General features: G+C 40.7%; 19 protein-coding genes. 17 read left to right on the top strand and 2 right to left on the bottom strand.

Annotated elements, in window-relative coordinates; all coding sequences use genetic code 11:
• Window positions 1-65: 65 nt before the first annotated feature.
• Window positions 66-614, bottom strand: coding sequence for an NADPH-dependent FMN reductase (locus D2908_RS08765; RefSeq protein WP_117306437.1), 549 nt, complete (start codon window positions 612-614; stop codon window positions 66-68).
• Between the two features lie 254 nt (window positions 615-868).
• On the opposite strand from D2908_RS08765, the gene D2908_RS08760 reads away from it, so the two are divergent.
• The 15 genes from D2908_RS08760 (at window position 869) to D2908_RS08690 (ending at window position 11315) form a co-directional block, all read left to right on the top strand.
• A complete protein-coding gene (locus D2908_RS08760; RefSeq protein ID WP_165847485.1) occupies window positions 869-1357 on the top strand; it encodes a DUF5590 domain-containing protein in 489 nt (162 codons plus the stop codon).
• A complete protein-coding gene (locus D2908_RS08755; protein WP_117306435.1) occupies window positions 1354-2532 on the top strand; it encodes a pyridoxal phosphate-dependent aminotransferase in 1179 nt (392 codons plus the stop codon). The genes D2908_RS08760 and D2908_RS08755 overlap by 4 nt, the downstream gene beginning before the upstream one ends.
• Window positions 2533-2551: 19 nt before the next feature.
• Window positions 2552-3898 carry an asparagine--tRNA ligase gene (gene asnS / locus D2908_RS08750; protein ID WP_161683683.1) on the top strand — a complete coding sequence of 449 codons (1347 nt, stop codon included), beginning with the start codon at window positions 2552-2554 and terminating at the stop codon, window positions 3896-3898.
• A gap of 152 nt (window positions 3899-4050) precedes the next feature.
• Window positions 4051-4341, top strand: coding sequence for a 30S ribosomal protein S6 (gene rpsF / locus D2908_RS08745; RefSeq protein WP_001151784.1), 291 nt, complete (start codon window positions 4051-4053; stop codon window positions 4339-4341).
• A gap of 11 nt (window positions 4342-4352) precedes the next feature.
• Entirely contained in the window at window positions 4353-4823 is a 471-nt protein-coding gene (ssbA, locus tag D2908_RS08740) for a single-stranded DNA-binding protein SsbA (protein ID WP_000609604.1), read from the top strand.
• A 32-nt stretch (window positions 4824-4855) separates the two neighbouring features.
• Window positions 4856-5095 (top strand): 30S ribosomal protein S18, encoded by a 240-nt coding sequence (gene rpsR / locus D2908_RS08735; protein ID WP_000068664.1) that lies wholly within the window; start codon window positions 4856-4858, stop codon window positions 5093-5095.
• A gap of 249 nt (window positions 5096-5344) precedes the next feature.
• Window positions 5345-5848 carry a GNAT family N-acetyltransferase gene (locus D2908_RS08730; RefSeq protein WP_117306433.1) on the top strand — a complete coding sequence of 168 codons (504 nt, stop codon included), beginning with the start codon at window positions 5345-5347 and terminating at the stop codon, window positions 5846-5848.
• A gap of 80 nt (window positions 5849-5928) precedes the next feature.
• Window positions 5929-7329, top strand: a complete 1401-nt coding sequence (locus D2908_RS08725) for a bifunctional Cof-type HAD-IIB family hydrolase/peptidylprolyl isomerase (protein ID WP_117306431.1) — start codon at window positions 5929-5931, stop codon at window positions 7327-7329.
• Window position 7330: 1 nt separating this feature from the next.
• Entirely contained in the window at window positions 7331-7693 is a 363-nt protein-coding gene (locus D2908_RS08720; protein ID WP_117306429.1) for a S1 RNA-binding domain-containing protein, read from the top strand.
• Between the two features lie 52 nt (window positions 7694-7745).
• Window positions 7746-8495 carry a tRNA1(Val) (adenine(37)-N6)-methyltransferase gene (locus tag D2908_RS08715; RefSeq protein WP_117306427.1) on the top strand — a complete coding sequence of 250 codons (750 nt, stop codon included), beginning with the start codon at window positions 7746-7748 and terminating at the stop codon, window positions 8493-8495.
• Entirely contained in the window at window positions 8485-8772 is a 288-nt protein-coding gene (locus D2908_RS08710) for a GIY-YIG nuclease family protein (protein ID WP_117306425.1), read from the top strand. The genes D2908_RS08715 and D2908_RS08710 overlap by 11 nt, the downstream gene beginning before the upstream one ends.
• Before the next feature lie 82 nt (window positions 8773-8854).
• Window positions 8855-9790, top strand: coding sequence for a manganese-dependent inorganic pyrophosphatase (locus D2908_RS08705; protein ID WP_117306423.1), 936 nt, complete (start codon window positions 8855-8857; stop codon window positions 9788-9790).
• 85 nt (window positions 9791-9875) lie between these two features.
• Window positions 9876-10388, top strand: a complete 513-nt coding sequence (locus tag D2908_RS08700; protein WP_117306421.1) for a YiiX/YebB-like N1pC/P60 family cysteine hydrolase — start codon at window positions 9876-9878, stop codon at window positions 10386-10388.
• Window positions 10372-11022, top strand: coding sequence for a DUF1803 domain-containing protein (locus D2908_RS08695; protein ID WP_117306419.1), 651 nt, complete (start codon window positions 10372-10374; stop codon window positions 11020-11022). The genes D2908_RS08700 and D2908_RS08695 overlap by 17 nt, the downstream gene beginning before the upstream one ends.
• A gap of 101 nt (window positions 11023-11123) precedes the next feature.
• Window positions 11124-11315: a CsbD family protein gene (locus tag D2908_RS08690; RefSeq protein WP_117306417.1), complete on the top strand. Its 192-nt coding sequence runs from the start codon at window positions 11124-11126 to the stop codon at window positions 11313-11315.
• A gap of 42 nt (window positions 11316-11357) precedes the next feature.
• On the opposite strand, the gene D2908_RS08685 is transcribed toward D2908_RS08690, so the two are convergent.
• Complete coding sequence (locus tag D2908_RS08685; protein ID WP_117306415.1) at window positions 11358-12803, bottom strand: UDP-N-acetylmuramoyl-L-alanyl-D-glutamate--L-lysine ligase; 1446 nt, start codon at window positions 12801-12803, stop codon at window positions 11358-11360.
• A 105-nt stretch (window positions 12804-12908) separates the two neighbouring features.
• Here D2908_RS08685 and D2908_RS08680 point away from each other — a divergent pair, with 105 nt between their 5' ends.
• Both D2908_RS08680 and D2908_RS08675 read left to right on the top strand, forming a co-directional pair.
• Window positions 12909-14531 carry a polysaccharide biosynthesis protein gene (locus D2908_RS08680; RefSeq protein WP_117306413.1) on the top strand — a complete coding sequence of 541 codons (1623 nt, stop codon included), beginning with the start codon at window positions 12909-12911 and terminating at the stop codon, window positions 14529-14531.
• 204 nt (window positions 14532-14735) lie between these two features.
• The gene (locus tag D2908_RS08675) at window positions 14736-16694 is read left to right on the top strand and encodes a peptide ABC transporter substrate-binding protein (protein WP_117306411.1); all 1959 of its coding nucleotides are present in this window, start codon (window positions 14736-14738) and stop codon (window positions 16692-16694) included.
• The last annotated feature ends 18 nt before the right edge of the window (window positions 16695-16712 follow it).

The raw sequence follows: 16712 nt of genomic DNA, 5'->3' as shown, positions 1-16712 counted from the left end.
GGATTGAAGAAGTATTAGGTATAAAAAAACCACCCATATAGGTGGCAAAGAGTCATAAAATATCTTTATTTGATAGCATTAACCAAGTCTTGAGCTTGTTTTTCAAGTGAGTTTAGGACTGTTTCTTCAAGAACCAATTTTCCGTCTACCCAGGCAGAGTCATTGACACGAGCAGCGGTGAAATCACCAACAACTTGTGTACGGATAAATGGCAAGAGGTCTTTGTAGATAGCGAAGAGTTGTTCGTGACCTGCATTAGCTACAGATGATACTGTGACAAACTTATCTTGTAGGGCAGAAGCGCTACGTGTATCAGACAAGTCAAGGGCACGAGATAGCCAGTCAAGCAAGTTTTTCACTGTTCCAGGGATGGAGAAGTTGTAAACTAGGGAGAAGATCCAGATGGCATCGGCAGCAAGAACCTCTTTACGAGCAGCTGCTACAGCTGGATGAGTTGGAACTTCTAAATCTTGGCTGAAGAGAGGAAGGACTGAATAATCGAGGTAGCTAACTTCAGCTTCACCAGCAAGGGCTTTCTCAGCTTCGAGGGCCATTTGATGGTTGAAAGAACCTTGGCGTAGGGATCCGACGATAAATAATACTTTTTTAGACATGATGTGTCTCCATTTTCTTAAAATTTCGAGAATGCTCTCGTTGTTATAAAATATATTACAACAAAACAAAATAACTTGCAAGAAATTTGCTCAGAGTTTATTTGAAAATTATAAAATTGCTGAAACTCTAGTCAGTTGCTACTGGAAAAGTAAGAACTGTTTTTTGGATTCTGGTTTACTTTGAAGGAAGAAATAAAATGCGATGGTTCTTATATTCACTTGTAATAAAGCCCAATTGATGGTAAAATAGACGAGTGAAAAAAAGACAAAACAAAGCAAAAAATAATCTACTGCGGCAGTATGGTCTAGGGATGACGATTTTGTTTGCGGTTATCAGTGTTTCCTTTTTGTATCTGGTTTCTCTTAGCATGAAACCCTATCAAACAGCTAAAAGTGAAGGAGAAAAATTAGCTCAGCAGTATGTAGGCTTAGAGAAGGCTGATCAGGTTGATTTATACAATGGCTTGGAATCCTATTACAGCATTCTTGGTCGTAATAAAAAAGCAGAAGCACTTGCTGTCCTGATCGGAAAAGATGACCATAAGATTTATGTTTATCAGTTAAGTCAAGGTGTCTCACAAGAGAAAGCAGAAGCTCTTTCTAAGGAAAAAGGAGCTGGCGAGATTGACAAGGTTACCTTTGGTCGTTATCAAGACAAGCCAATCTGGGAAGTCAAGTCAGGCTCTGATTATTATCTAGTAGATTTTGAAACAGGAGCATTGGTCAATAAGGAGGGCCTATGAAACTATCCAACCGTGTTTTAGAAATGGAAGAAAGTGTAACCTTGGCTGCTGGAGCCCGTGCCAAAGCACTCAAGGCTGAGGGAAGAGATATTTTGTCTCTAACCTTGGGTGAGCCAGATTTCACTACTCCAAAAAATATCCAAGATGCCGCCATTGCATCGATTCAAGATGGGAGCGCTTCTTTTTATACAGTAACCTCAGGTCTACCAGAGCTTAAGGCAGCAGTCAATACCTACTTTGAGCGCTTTTACGGTTATTCTGTAGCGCCAAATCAAGTGACAGTCGCTGCGGGAGCCAAATATTCTCTCTACACCTTCTTTATGGCTGTGGTCAATCCAGGTGATGAAGTGATTATACCAACCCCATACTGGGTCAGCTATGGAGACCAGGTCAAGATGGCTGAAGGAGTACCAGTCTTTGTTCCTGCTAAGGAAGACAATCACTTTAAGGTGACCGTAGAGCAGTTAGAAGCAGCTCGTACAGACAAGACCAAGATTTTGGTGCTAAATTCGCCATCCAATCCGACAGGTATGATTTATACCCGTGAGGAACTCTTGGCAATCGGAAATTGGGCTGTAGAAAAGGATATTCTCATCCTAGCAGATGATATCTATGGTCGCTTGGTCTATAATGGCCATGAATTCACACCCATTTCTAGCCTATCTGAAGCGATTCGCAAGCAAACAGTGGTCATCAATGGTGTGTCTAAAACCTACGCTATGACTGGTTGGCGGATTGGCTATGCCGTCGGAGAAGCAGACATTATCGCTGCCATGTCCAAGATTGCAGGTCAAACAACCTCCAACCCTTCAGCAGTAGCCCAGTATGCAGCAGTTGAGGCTTTATCAGGAGAGCAAGATACTGTAGAAAGCATGCGTCAGGCTTTTGAGGAACGACTAAACACTATCTATCCTCTTCTTGCTGAGGTGCCTGGATTTGAAGTGGTCAAACCGCAAGGAGCTTTCTATCTCTTCCCAAATGTCAAAAAGGCAATGGAGATGAAAGGCTATACGGATGTGACAGAATTTACAACCGCTATCCTAGAAGAAGCTGAAGTGGCCTTGGTAACAGGAGCTGGCTTTGGAGCGCCAGAAAATGTCCGTCTCAGCTATGCGACAGACCTAGACACGCTTAAAGAAGCAGTTAAACGCTTGAAAGCATTTATGGAAAAATAAACGAAAAAGAAAAGGAAACATAATGACAAAACGTGTAACGATTATTGATGTAAAAGACTATGTTGGCCAAGAAGTGACGATTGGCGCTTGGGTTGCCAACAAATCAGGAAAAGGGAAAATCGCCTTCTTGCAATTGCGTGATGGAACAGCCTTCTTCCAAGGTGTAGCCTTTAAACCAAACTTTGTAGAAAAATTTGGTGAAGAAGTAGGACTTGAGAAGTTTGATGTTATCAAACGCTTGAGCCAAGAAACGTCTGTTTATGTGACAGGTATTGTCAAAGAAGACGAACGTTCTAAGTTTGGTTATGAGTTGGATATCACAGACATCGAAGTGATCGGTGAATCTCAAGATTACCCAATCACACCAAAAGAACACGGAACAGACTTCTTGATGGACAACCGTCACTTGTGGCTTCGCTCTCGTAAGCAAGTAGCGGTGATGCAAATCCGTAACGCTATTATCTATGCGACTTATGAGTTCTTCGACAAGAACGGCTTTATGAAGTTTGATAGCCCAATTCTTTCAGGAAATGCGGCTGAAGATTCAACAGAACTCTTTGAAACAGACTACTTTGGAACGCCAGCCTACTTGAGCCAATCAGGCCAGCTTTATCTGGAAGCAGGTGCTATGGCCCTTGGTCGTGTCTTTGACTTTGGTCCTGTATTCCGAGCTGAAAAATCAAAAACACGCCGTCACTTGACTGAGTTCTGGATGATGGACGCAGAGTACTCATACTTGACACACGATGAGTCACTTGACTTGCAAGAAGCTTATGTGAAAGCTCTTCTTCAAGGTGTTCTTGACCGTGCGCCTCAAGCCTTGGAAACCTTGGAACGTGATACAGAACTCTTGAAACGCTACATTGCAGAGCCCTTCAAACGCATCACCTATGATCAAGCTATTGACCTCTTGCAAGAGCATGAAAATGATGAAGACGCTGACTACGAACATCTTGAGCATGGAGATGACTTTGGTTCACCACACGAAACGTGGATCTCAAATCACTTTGGTGTCCCAACATTTGTCATGAACTATCCAGCAGCCATCAAGGCATTTTACATGAAACCAGTTCCTGGAAATCCAGAGCGCGTGCTTTGTGCAGACTTGCTTGCCCCAGAAGGTTACGGAGAAATCATCGGTGGCTCTATGCGTGAGGAAGATTACGATGCCCTTGTAGCTAAGATGGATGAACTTGGCATGGATCGTACAGAGTACGAATTCTACCTTGACCTTCGTAAATACGGTACAGTTCCACACGGAGGATTTGGTATCGGTATCGAACGTATGGTAACCTTCGCAGCAGGAACAAAACACATCCGTGAAGCCATTCCATTTCCACGTATGTTGCACCGTATCAAACCATAAGAACAGGAAAACGCCCATGTGGCGTTTTTTCGCATTTCAGAGTTTTTACTTGCGTAAAAAACTGTTTTCTAGTATAATAGTTTATTGTGAGCGAACCTCACTTACCCCTTGCAGAGTCTTGGGGTCATTAGACCAAAAGGAGGAACATATCAATGGCTAAATACGAAATTCTTTATATTATTCGTCCAAACATTGAAGAAGAAGCTAAAAACGCTTTGGTAGCACGTTTTGACTCTATTTTGACTGACAACGGTGCAACTGTTGTTGAATCAAAAACTTGGGAAAAACGTCGTCTTGCATACGAAATCAAAGATTTCCGTGAAGGACTTTACCACATCGTTAACGTTGAAGCAAACGACGATGCAGCTCTTAAAGAGTTTGACCGTCTTTCAAAAATCAACGCTGACATTCTTCGTCACATGATCGTCAAAACTGACGCGTAAGAAGGTAAATTATGATTAACAATGTTGTACTTGTAGGGCGTATGACACGTGATGCTGAATTACGTTATACCCCATCAAATGTAGCAGTTGCGACTTTTACTCTTGCAGTAAACCGTACATTTAAGAGTCAAAATGGCGAACGTGAGGCTGATTTTATTAATGTCGTTATGTGGCGCCAACAGGCTGAAAATCTTGCTAACTGGGCTAAAAAAGGCTCACTTATCGGGGTGACAGGCCGTATTCAGACTCGTAGTTACGATAACCAGCAAGGACAACGTGTCTACGTGACGGAAGTCGTGGCTGAGAATTTCCAAATGTTGGAAAGCCGTAGTGTGCGTGAAGGACATACAGGTGGAGCTTATTCTGCACCAAGTTCAAATTATTCAGCACCTACTCAATCAGTGCCTGACTTTTCACGTGATGAAAATCCATTTGGAACAACAAATCCTTTGGATATTTCAGATGATGATTTACCATTCTAATGGACAATTAATACTATAAAGGAGAAAAAAACATGGCTCAACAACGTCGTGGCGGATTCAAACGCCGTAAAAAAGTTGATTACATCGCAGCAAACAAAATTGAATATGTTGATTACAAAGATACTGAGCTTCTTAGCCGTTTCGTTTCAGAACGTGGGAAAATCCTTCCTCGTCGTGTAACAGGAACTTCAGCTAAAAACCAACGTAAAGTAACAACAGCTATCAAACGCGCTCGCGTAATGGCTTTGATGCCTTTCGTAAACGAAGATTAAAAAAAGGGGTCCAGTGGACCTCTTTTTCATGAGCTCGGAAAAAAGAAAGCGAATTAAGACCCCGACGGGTCTTTTTTTCATGAACTTTGAAATGAAAGAGCGAGTTTTGGTCCGAGTGGCCCTCTTTTTCATGAGCTTGAAAACAAGAAAGCGAATTAAAATCCGGTTGGTTTTTTTCACGAGATAGTTTTTTTCTGACCTTGGCGTGCTATAATGGTAATAGAAAGTGTAAAGGTGGGTAAGTCAAAGATGAATTGTACAATTAGAAATATGATTAAGTCTGATATTGAATCCTTATCTCATGGATTTATGATTCAAGGTTGGCCTGCTAGAGAGGAAATTTTGGCTAGATATTTTCTGGAACAGGAAAGTGGGGAGAGAGAAGTCTTAGTTGCAGAGATTGATGGTGCTGTAGCGGGCTACGTTACCATTTTGCCCTTTGCTAAACATGGTCCTTTTGCAGAAGTCTATCCAGAATTATCAGATTTTAATGTGTTTGAGCCTTTTCGAAATCAAGGGATTGGGAATCAACTGCTAGAAGAAGCAGAAAAACGAGTCAAGTTTGTTTCGAGTAAAGTCACTCTTGGTGTAGGTTTGCACTTAGGCTATGGTCCTGCCCAGAGATTGTATATCAGACGGGGCTACATTCCAGATGGGACAGGTGTCTGGTATCGAAATCGACCCTTGGAAATGAATGCAACTAGCCAAAATAATGATGATTTGGTTTTGTATCTAGTAAAGGAATTCGGATAAGAGACAAGGATTTTATTGGGGGTAGGGGATTCGCCTACTTTATGGTATAATGGAAAGAGTGAATTGAAGGAGGTAGTGAGATGGATGCCAAATTAAGATATAAGGCAAAGAAAATCAAGATTGTCTTTTTTGATATTGATGATACATTGCGGAATTCAAAGACAGGTTTTATTCCAGCTTCAATCCCAACTGTTTTTAAGCAATTACGTGAGAAAGGAATTTTAACAGGAATTGCTTCTGGACGTGGGATTTTTGGTGTCGTTCCGGAGATTCGTGAGCTCAAGCCTGACTTTTTTGTGACTTTGAATGGGGCTTATATCGAAGATAAAAAAGGTCAGGTCATTTATCAGCATCAGATTGAGAAGTCAGATGTTGAGGAGTATATCTCTTGGACTAAGCATGAAGGAATTGAGTATGGTTTGGTTGGGAGTCATGATGCCAAACTCTCCGCTCGAACTGAGATGATCAGTGAGGCTATCAATCCAATTTACCCTGATTTGGATGTAGATCCTGACTTCCATGAAAAAGTAGATATCTATCAGATGTGGACTTTTGAAGATAAGGGAGATGACTTGCACTTGCCTGACAGTCTCTCAGATAAACTTCGCATGGTTCGTTGGCATCAACATTCGTCTGATATTGTGCCGATTTCAGGCTCCAAAGCGACGGGGGTGGAAAAGGTTGTGGAACACCTTGACTTGAAACCAGAGTACGTCATGGTTTTTGGAGATGGACTCAACGACTTGGAACTCTTTGATTATGCAGGCATTAGTATCGCTATGGGTGTCTCCCATGAAAAAATCAAAGAAAAAGCAGATTATATTACAAAAACATTAGAAGAAGATGGCATTTTTGATGCCTTAGAAGGATTTGGTATGGTAGAAAAAGAATTGCATTTCCCACAAGTAGACATTGAAACAGTAGAAGGTCCTCTTGCGACTATTAAGACCAATCACGGAGACTTGCGTATTAAGCTCTTCCCTGAACATGCTCCTAAAACAGTAGCTAACTTTGTAGCTCTTTCAAAAGATGGTTACTATGATGGTGTCATTTTCCATCGTATTATCAAGGACTTTATGATTCAAGGTGGAGACCCAACTGGAACTGGTATGGGTGGCGAATCTATCTATGGTGAGTCATTTGAGGATGAATTCTCAGAAGAACTTTACAATATCCGTGGTGCTCTTTCGATGGCCAATGCTGGTCCAAATACTAACGGTAGCCAGTTCTTTATCGTGCAAAATCAACATTTGCCATATTCTAAGAAAGAGATTGCTCGTGGTGGTTGGCCAGAACCGATTGCGGAAATTTATGCCAACCAAGGAGGAACTCCTCATCTAGACCGCCGTCACACTGTATTTGGTCAGCTAGCTGATGAAGCTTCTTACGCTGTCTTGGATGCCATTGCTGCTGTTGAGACAGGAGCTATGGACAAGCCAGTTGAAGATGTTGTGATTGAAACAATTGAAATCGAGGACTAAGATGAAAATCGGTGATAAACTTAAGGGCCGTATTACTGGGATTCAGCCCTACGGTGCCTTTGTTGAACTAGAGACCGGTGATACGGGGCTGATTCACATTTCAGAGATTCGGACAGGTTTTATTGAAAATATCCAAGAAGCCTTGAAAATCGATGAGGAGGTTCAAGTTCAAGTAGTGGATTTAGATGAATTTACAGGGAAAGCTAGTCTTTCTATCCGCACTTTAGAGGAAGAAAAGCACCAGTTTCCGAGACGGAGACGCTTTTCAAGCGACCGTTTTAACTATGGTTTTGCTCCTCTCAAACGAATGATGCCAATTTGGACCAAGGAAGCCCTTCAACATTTGAAGAATCAGAAGCACTAGTTAGAAACCTCTATCTTTTGTAATGTTAATATAAATTTGCTATAATAAGACCATGGAAGAAGAACAATTATTAAAATCGGGGGAGCGCATTAACCAGCTCTTTTCGACAGATATCAAAATCATTCAAAATAGAGAGGTTTTTAGCTATTCGGTGGATAGTGTTCTCTTGTCACGTTTTCCACGTTTCCCTAAGAAGGGCTTGATTGTGGATTTCTGTGCCGGGAATGGAGCAGTGGGGCTATTTGCTAGCACTCGGACTCAGGCACAGATTTTGGCTGTTGAGATTCAGGAGCGTTTGGCGGATATGGCTGAACGCTCTGTCCGTTTGAATGGCTTAGAAGAGCAGATGGAAGTCATCTGTGATGATTTGAAAAATATGCCTTCTCGTATACAGGGAAGTAAGGTGGATATGATTTTGTGTAATCCTCCCTATTTCAAGGTGGATCCTCATTCCAATTTGAACGAGAGCGAACATTATCTCTTGGCGCGCCACGAAATCACGACTAATTTGAAGGAAATCTGTCGTAGTGCCCAGAGTATTCTCAAGTCTAATGGGCGTTTGGCCATGGTTCATCGTCCCGATCGACTTTTAGATATCTTGGACAGCTTGCAACGGCATAATCTAGCCCCTAAGCGCCTGCAATTTGTCTATCCAAAAAGAGAAAAGGAAGCCAATATGCTTTTGATTGAGGCTATCAAGGACGGGTCCACCAGTGGCTTTAAGGTTCTGCCACCACTCATTGTTCATAATGATGATGGTTCCTATACTCCAGAAATTCAAGAGATTTACTATGGTTCATAAGGCTTATATGTATGTGGTAGAGTGTCGTGATGGGACCTACTATACTGGCTATACAACCGATGTCAAAAAAAGAATCGCCGTTCACAATAGTGGAAAGGGAGCCAAGTACACACGAGCTCGGTTGCCAGTCAAACTTATCTATGCTCAAGGTTTCGATAGTAAAGAAGAAGCCATGTCAGCCGAAGCGCTTCTAAAACGTAGGAAGAGGCCACAGAAGGAAAGATTTTTATCTGAAAACCAAGATAGAAATTTAGTAAGTTATTTTGAAGAATCGTGAGGAGTCCTTTGACTCCTCTTACTTTTGTCAAAAAGCGAAAAAAATGCTACAATAAAGAGAATAAACAAAATGAGGTATTATCATGTCTAAGATTCTAGTATTTGGTCACCAAAATCCAGACTCAGATGCCATCGGGTCATCTGTAGCTTTTGCTTATCTTGCAAAAGAAGCTTACGGTTTAGATACGGAAGCTGTTGCCCTTGGAACTCCAAATGAAGAAACAGCCTTTGTCTTGAACTATTTTGGTGTGGAAGCACCGCGTGTTATCACTTCTGCTAAAGCAGAAGGTGCAGAGCAAGTTATCCTGACTGACCACAATGAATTCCAACAATCTGTATCAGATATCGCTGAAGTAGAAGTTTACGGTGTTGTGGACCACCACCGTGTGGCTAACTTTGAAACTGCAAGCCCACTTTACATGCGTTTGGAACCTGTTGGATCAGCGTCTTCAATCGTTTACCGCATGTTCAAAGAACACGGTGTAGCTGTTCCGAAAGAAATTGCAGGTTTGATGCTTTCAGGTTTGATTTCAGATACCCTTCTTTTGAAATCACCAACAACACACCCAACAGATAAGGTGATTGCTCCTGAATTAGCTGAGTTGGCAGGTGTAAACTTGGAAGAATATGGTCTTGCCATGCTCAAAGCTGGTACCAACTTGGCTAGCAAATCTGCAGAAGAATTGATTGACATCGATGCTAAAACATTTGAACTCAATGGAAACAATGTCCGTGTGGCTCAAGTAAACACAGTTGATATTGCTGAAGTTTTGGAACGTCAAGCAGAAATCGAAGCAGCCATCCAAGCCGCAAATACAGCAAATGGCTACTCTGACTTTGTCTTGATGATTACAGACATCGTTAACTCAAACTCTGAAATCTTGGCTCTTGGTGCTAACATGGACAAGGTCGAAGCAGCCTTCAACTTCAAACTTGAAAATAACCACGCTTTCCTTGCTGGTGCTGTTTCACGTAAGAAGCAAGTGGTCCCTCAATTGACTGAGAGCTTTAATGCTTAAGGTTTTGAGTGTTAATTCAAATTAGAAAAGGCTAGTTTGCCTTATATCGAAGGAGTTTCGGCTCCTTTTTTTCTAGGAGTGAAGCATGTTAGCAAATGGCGATTTGATTTTTGTGAGAGATGAGTCAGATATGGGACAGGCCATCCAGACTTCCACAGGCAACTATAACCATGTTGCCATTTGTTTGGATGGGATGATTTACCACGCTAGTGGACAGGCTGGTGTTGTTTGTCAAGAACCAGTAGACTTCTTTGAGTCCAATCATTTGTACGATCTCTATATTTACTCAGAAATAGATATCCAGTCTGTGAAGGAAAGAGCTTGCAGACATCTTGGATCACCCTACAATGTTTCTTTCTATCCAGATGGAGAAGGTTTTTACTGTTCCCAGTACATGGCAGAAATCATACCGATTTTTGAGACCATACCTATGAAATTTGGAGATGGAGAGCAGGAGATTAGTGATTTTTGGAGAGAGTGTTATAGAGAATTAAGTCTGCCTGTTCCTCTAAACCAAGCTGGGACCAATCCCAGTCAATTGGCAGCATCGCCTCTGTTAGAAAGTAAAGAAAGGAATCTTCATGATTCAGATTTTTAATCCATCTCGTTTGACGAGACAGCCATTTTTTGGAGAATTAATCCGCTATCTGGACCAGCATGAGGATGTGATTTTACGGGAAATTAAGGCCAATTTTCCAGATGTAGCAGTTGATAAACTCATGGAAGAGTATATAAAGGCAGGCTTGATTCGTCGGGAAAATAAGCGTTATTACCTCCATCTTCCTATGCTTGAATCGCTCGATAGTCTCCAACTGGATCAAGAGATTTTTGTTAAAGAAACTAGTCCAGTCTATCAAGCTTTGTCGGAGCAGCGTTTTGAGACGGAATTGCGCAATCAAACCAATGCAGCTATTTTAGTTGAACAGACGGACTTTTCGCGAACAAAAATGACCTTGTCCAATTATTTCTATAAGGTCAAACATCAGTATCCTTTGACAGAAAAACAGCAGGAGCTCTATGACATTTTGGGAGATGTCAATCCTGAGTATGCTCTCAAATATATGACGACTTTTTTGTTGAAATTTCTCAAAAAAGACCAGCTTATGCAGAAACGCCGTGATATCTTTGTGGACAGTTTAGTTGTCCTAGGTTATATTGTCCAAAATGAAGATGGAAAGTATGAGTTGGCTATCGATTTTGATAAGGACAGATTAACTTTCTACTTGGCTTGATTTCTTGTTTCTGAGCACATTGTTTGACTTTCCTTAGTATTTGGTATAAACTATATGTAACCGGTAACACATATCGGAATAAGATTAAAGGGGATAATTATATGTCACTTGAAAACAAATTGGAACAAGCAACAGGAACTGTCAAAGAAGGAGTTGGTAAGGTTACTGGGGATAGCAATACTGAAGCAGAAGGCGCTGTAGAAAAGACAGTTGCTAAGGCAAAAGAAGTAGCTGAAGATGCTAAAGGTGCTGTAGAAGGTGCCGTTGAAGGTTTGAAAAACGCTTTTAAATAAGATAAAAAAATCAAGGGTTTCATTTCCCTTGATTTTTTTATCTTATAAATAATTTTCTGCGACAGCTGCATCTCCTGGATAGGCTTCTTTCTTGCCGTGAACGATTTGGTAGCAGTCGGCTCCCTTACCAGCAATTATCACAGCATCCAGTTCTTGATCTGTAACAGACATTGCAGCCTTGATAGCTTGCTCACGGTCGGCAATCTTCTCAACAGGATGGTTGATGTAGCTACTGATTTCATCTGCAATAGCCATTGGATCTTCGTGGTTTGGATCATCAGCCGTTAGAAAGACTTGAATTTCAGGGTGCTGATTGAGGAGGAAGCCAAAGTCCTTACGACGATTTTCTCCCTTATTTCCAGTTGAACCAAGTACTAGAGCAATTTTTCCTGTCTGATGTGTTTCAACCACAGAGATTAGTTTTTTCAGACTGTCACCATTGTGGGCGTAGTCAATGAAAACTTTTGCGCCATTTTTCTGAGTGAGAACTTCCATACGTCCCGGAACACGAGTAGTAGCAATCCCTTTTTTGATATCTTCAAGACTAGCACCTAAACGAAGGCAGGCAAGTCCAGCAGCGACTGCATTTTCTTGGTTGAAGTGTCCAATGAGTTGAATATCATAATCTCCAGCGAGTTTACCCGTAGCTGAGAAGCTAAAGGCTTTGGAGTTCTCGATTTGGTTACTCGACTGGCTACCGTAAAAGTCATGCTCTTGGTTCTCAACTTGTTCTTTTAGAACAGAGAAGTGGTCCATATCGCTATTAATGACAACTGCTCGGCTATTTTTCATCAAGAGACGCTTGTGGTAGAAGTAGTCTTCAAAGGTTGGATGTTCAATAGGACCAATATGGTCAGGACTGATATTGAGAAAAACTCCTACATCAAAGGTTAGACCGTAGACTCGCTTGACCAAGTAGGCTTGACTGGATACTTCCATGATGAGGTGGGTTCTTCCATTATCAACAGCCTGGGCCATCATGTCAAAAAGGTCAATACTTTCAGGAGTTGTCAGAGCAGATTTAAAGAAAGTCTTACCATCCAAGGTAGTGTTCATTGTTGACAACATAGCTAGACGGTGTTTTTGATTTAAGATGTTGTAAGCAAAGTAAGCTGCCGTAGTTTTTCCTTTAGTACCAGTGAAAGCAAGAATTTTAAGTTTCTCCTGAGGGTTACCATAAAACTCCATGGCGATCAAACTCATGGCTTTCTTTATATCGCTAACGACAATAACGGGAATGCCTACTTCATAGTCCTGTTCCGCTACATACCAACCAAGTCCTTGTGCGATTGCCGAAAGGATAAATTCTTTTTTAAAGGCAGCTCCTTTTGCAAAAAAGAGGCTATTTTCTTGTGTTTTTCGGCTATCGTAACTGATGCTGTCAAAAATAACATCGCTGTAGTTGTAGTGGTAATGTCCTTGATCGATAATCTCACGGAAGAGATCATCTTTCTTTAAAATATCTAATACGTTTTCAATCTTTATCATACTTTCTATTGTAAACCGAAAGTCGTAAATTTACAAGTGACAAGGAAAAGTTTATAATGGAAGATGAGGAGTTTTTCCTAGTTATTAAAATTAAATGAGGAATCTATGTCTAACGAAAACAATCACCAGCAGGCTCAGATGTTACGGGGAACTGCTTGGCTAACGGCTAGTAACTTTATCAGCCGCCTGCTCGGGGCCATTTACATCATCCCTTGGTATATCTGGATGGGGTCTTATGCGGCTAAGGCAAATGGTCTCTTTACTATGGGTTACAATATCTATGCTTGGTTCTTGTTGGTTTCGACAGCAGGTATCCCTGTTGCAGTCGCAAAGCAGGTTGCCAAGTATAATACCATGCAAGAAGAAGAGCATAGTTTTGCTCTGATTCGGAGTTTCCTGGGCTTTATGACTGGACTAGGTCTTGTCTTTGCTTTGGTCTTATACCTCTTTGCCCCTTGGTTGGCAGATCTTTCTGGTGTTGGTAAGGAGCTTATTCCCATTATGCAAAGTCTAGCTTGGGCTGTCTTGATATTCCCGTCTATGAGTGTTATCCGTGGATTTTTCCAAGGGATGAATAATCTCAAGCCTTACGCCATGAGTCAAATCGCTGAGCAAGTTATCCGAGTTATCTGGATGCTTCTAGCAACCTTTATCATCATGAAGCTTGGTTCGGGAGACTATCTAACAGCAGTCACCCAGTCTACCTTTGCAGCCTTTGTGGGAATGGTGGCTAGTTTCGCAGTCTTGCTTTATTTCCTCTATCAAGAAGGAATGCTTCAAAAGGTCTTTGAAACACGAGATAAGATTGATAGCAAACACCTGTTAATGGATACAATTAAGGAGGCTATTCCATTTATCCTGACTGGTTCGGCTATTCAGCTTTTCCAAATCTTGGACCAAAATACCTTTATCAATAGCATGAAGTGGTTTAGCAGCTACAGTAATGAAGACTTAATTGTCATGTTTTCTTATTTCTCTGCCAATCCTAATAAAATCACTATGATTTTGATTTCTGTTGGAGTTTCGATTGGTAGTGTAGGTTTGCCTCTCTTGACAGAGAACTATGTCAAGGGGGATTTGCCAGCAGCTGCTCGTTTAGTGCAAGATAGTATTACCATGCTCTTCTTATTCTTACTTCCAGCAACGGTTGGAGTGGTCATGGTAGGAGAACCTCTTTATACAGTCTTCTATGGCAAGCCGGATAGTTTGGCTATGGGCTTGTTTGTCTTCGCAGTTTTGCAGTCTACTATTTTAGGTTTGTATATGGTCTTGTCTCCAATGCTTCAAGCTATGTTTCGAAATCGTAAGGCAGTTCTCTATTTTATCTATGGTTCCATTGCCAAACTGGTCTTGCAACTGCCAACCATCGCTCTCTTCCACAGTTATGGACCTTTGATTTCTACTACAATCGGTCTCATTATTCCTAATGTCTTGATGTATCGGGATATTTGCAAGGTAACTGGTGTTAAGCGCAAGGTGATTTTGAAACGAACCATTTTAATCAGTTTGTTAACTATTTTCATGTTTCTAGTAGTTGGGACATTCCAGTGGATTTTAGGATTTGTCTTCCAACCAAGTGGACGTTTGTGGAGTTTTCTATATGTAGCCCTTGTCGGTGCCATGGGTGGGGGTGTTTATGGAGTCATGAGTCTCCGTACTCGTTTGTTGGATAAGGTGATTGGAAAAGCTCAAGCAGATCGCTTACGAATCAAATTAAAGTTAACTTAAAAAATATTTATAAATAAAAGGGATAATTTGAACATTTCTATCATGAAATGATTAGATTATTCTCTTTTTTATTAATTTGTATTATATTTTTTATAATTTGTAGATAGTAATTTAATTGTTCTTAAATTTTACTTAAAAAACTATTGACTAAATAAAACTCAAGTTGTATAATAAGACAAATATTTAAATCAGGAGGTTCTGGAGATGAAAAAGTCTAAGATCAAGTATGCAACACTTGCAGGTATCGTGTTAGGCGCAGGTATTTTATTAAGCGCGTGTGGAAATTCCAGCACAGGGTCAAAAACATACAATTATGTTTATTCTAGCGATCCGTCTAGTTTAAACTATCTAGCAGAAAACCGTGCAACGACCAATGATATTGTGACTAATCTGGTAGATGGTCTCATGGAAAATGATCAATACGGTAACTACATTCCATCCTTAGCAGAGGATTGGAGTGTTTCTCAGGATGGTTTGACCTATACCTACAAACTTCGTAAGGATATGAAGTGGTATACTTCAGAAGAGGAAGAATATGCTCCTGTAACTGCCCAAGATTTTGTTACAGGTTTGAAATATGCGGCGGATAAAAAATCAGAAGCCTTGTACTTAGTGCAAGATTCTGTTGCTGGTTTGGCTGACTATGTTAGTGGAAAAACTACAGACTTTTCAACTGTCGGAGTTAAAGCTCTAGATGATCAAACCGTTCAATATACCTTGACACGACCAGAATCTTACTGGAACTCAAAAACAACGTCAACTATTCTCTTCCCAGTCAATGCAGATTTCTTGAAATCAAAGGGAGATGATTTTGGGAAAATAGATCCATCTAGCATTTTGTATAATGGACCTTTCTTGATGAAATCCTTTGTTTCAAAATCGGTCATCGAATACAAGAAAAATCCTAACTACTGGGATGCTAAAAATGTCTTTGTAGATGATGTGAAATTGGCCTATTATGATGGTAATGACCAAGATGCACTAGCTCGTAACTTTAGCGAAGGTGTTTATAGTTTTGCCCGTCTCTATCCAAATAGTTCAAGCTTTGAAGGAATTAAAGAAAAGCATAAGGACAATATCATCTATAGCATGCAAGATGCTACATCTTACTTCTTAAACTTTAACCTAGATAGAAAATCTTATAACTTCACTTCCAAGACAAGTGATGCTGAAAAGCAATCGACTCAGGAAGCGGTTCTTAATAAAAACTTCCGTCAAGCCATTAACTTTGCCTATGACCGTACAGCTTATGGGGCTCAATCTCAAGGAGAGGATGGTGCAACTAAGATTTTGCGTAACCTAGTCGTTCCTCCAAGCTTCGTAAGTATCAATGGAAAAGACTTTGGTGAAGTAGTTGCGTCTAAGATGGTCAACTATGGTAAGGAATGGCAAGGAATCAACTTTGCGGATGCTCAGGATCCATACTACAATCCAGAAAAAGCCAAGTCTAAATTTGCAGAAGCTAAGAAAGAACTCCAAGCCCAAGGAGTCCAATTCCCTATTCACTTAGATAAAACTGTAGATTTGACCAATAAGGCAGAGATTCAAGGGATTAATTCCATGAAACAATCAATTGAATCTGTCTTGGGTTCAGATAATGTTGTGATTGATGTTCACCAGCTCTCTACTGAAGACTTTGATAATTCAAGCTATTTGGCTCAAACTGCTGCTCAGAAAGATTACGATCTATACAACGGTGGTTGGAGCGCAGACTATCAAGACCCTTCAACCTATCTTGACGTCTTTAACGTTAATTCTGGTGGTTTGATGCAAAATCTAGGTATAGAGCCAGGTGAAGCCAATGACAAGGCTAAGGCTGTTGGTTTGGATGTCTACACTCAAATGTTGGAAGAAGCTAATAAGGAGCAAGATCCAGCTAAACGTTATGACAAATACGCTGAAGCCCAAGCCTGGTTGGTGGATAGCTCTCTAGCAATTCCAAATGTTTCACTAGGCGGAACACCAACATTGAGAAAAATTGTTCCTTTCTCAACACCATATTCATTGGCTGGTAATAAAGGGGTTGAATCCTATAAATACCTCAAATTACAAGATAAGATTGTCACAAAAGATGAATACGAAAAAGCCAAAGAAAAATGGTTGAAAGAAAAAGAAGAATCTAATAAAAAAGCTCAAGAAGAATTGGCAAAACATGTCAAATAAGGATTTTTAACAAAAAAA

The sequence above is a fragment of the Streptococcus sp. LQJ-218 genome, from assembly GCF_003428885.1.
GTDB lineage: Bacteria > Bacillota > Bacilli > Lactobacillales > Streptococcaceae > Streptococcus.
Note: the sequence above shows the minus strand (reverse complement) of the source record. Positions and strands in the feature narration are given on the sequence as shown.

Bases quoted from the DNA above. Each gene is read 5' to 3' on its own strand.
- D2908_RS08755 (WP_117306435.1), top strand. From the start codon at position 1,354: ATGAAACTATCCAACCGTGTTTTAGAAATGGAAGAAAGTGTAACCTTG.
- D2908_RS08695 (WP_117306419.1), top strand. From the start codon at position 10,372: ATGATTCAGATTTTTAATCCATCTCGTTTGACGAGACAGCCATTTTTT.
- D2908_RS08705 (WP_117306423.1), top strand. From the start codon at position 8,855: ATGTCTAAGATTCTAGTATTTGGTCACCAAAATCCAGACTCAGATGCC.
- D2908_RS08765 (WP_117306437.1), bottom strand. From the start codon at position 614: ATGTCTAAAAAAGTATTATTTATCGTCGGATCCCTACGCCAAGGTTCT.
- D2908_RS08710 (WP_117306425.1), top strand. From the start codon at position 8,485: ATGGTTCATAAGGCTTATATGTATGTGGTAGAGTGTCGTGATGGGACC.
- D2908_RS08720 (WP_117306429.1), top strand. From the start codon at position 7,331: ATGAAAATCGGTGATAAACTTAAGGGCCGTATTACTGGGATTCAGCCC.
- D2908_RS08680 (WP_117306413.1), top strand. From the start codon at position 12,909: ATGTCTAACGAAAACAATCACCAGCAGGCTCAGATGTTACGGGGAACT.
- D2908_RS08715 (WP_117306427.1), top strand. From the start codon at position 7,746: ATGGAAGAAGAACAATTATTAAAATCGGGGGAGCGCATTAACCAGCTC.
- D2908_RS08730 (WP_117306433.1), top strand. From the start codon at position 5,345: ATGAATTGTACAATTAGAAATATGATTAAGTCTGATATTGAATCCTTA.
- D2908_RS08700 (WP_117306421.1), top strand. From the start codon at position 9,876: ATGTTAGCAAATGGCGATTTGATTTTTGTGAGAGATGAGTCAGATATG.
- rpsR (WP_000068664.1), top strand. From the start codon at position 4,856: ATGGCTCAACAACGTCGTGGCGGATTCAAACGCCGTAAAAAAGTTGAT.
- D2908_RS08675 (WP_117306411.1), top strand. From the start codon at position 14,736: ATGAAAAAGTCTAAGATCAAGTATGCAACACTTGCAGGTATCGTGTTA.
- ssbA (WP_000609604.1), top strand. From the start codon at position 4,353: ATGATTAACAATGTTGTACTTGTAGGGCGTATGACACGTGATGCTGAA.
- D2908_RS08725 (WP_117306431.1), top strand. From the start codon at position 5,929: ATGGATGCCAAATTAAGATATAAGGCAAAGAAAATCAAGATTGTCTTT.
- D2908_RS08685 (WP_117306415.1), bottom strand. From the start codon at position 12,803: ATGATAAAGATTGAAAACGTATTAGATATTTTAAAGAAAGATGATCTC.
- D2908_RS08690 (WP_117306417.1), top strand. From the start codon at position 11,124: ATGTCACTTGAAAACAAATTGGAACAAGCAACAGGAACTGTCAAAGAA.
- rpsF (WP_001151784.1), top strand. From the start codon at position 4,051: ATGGCTAAATACGAAATTCTTTATATTATTCGTCCAAACATTGAAGAA.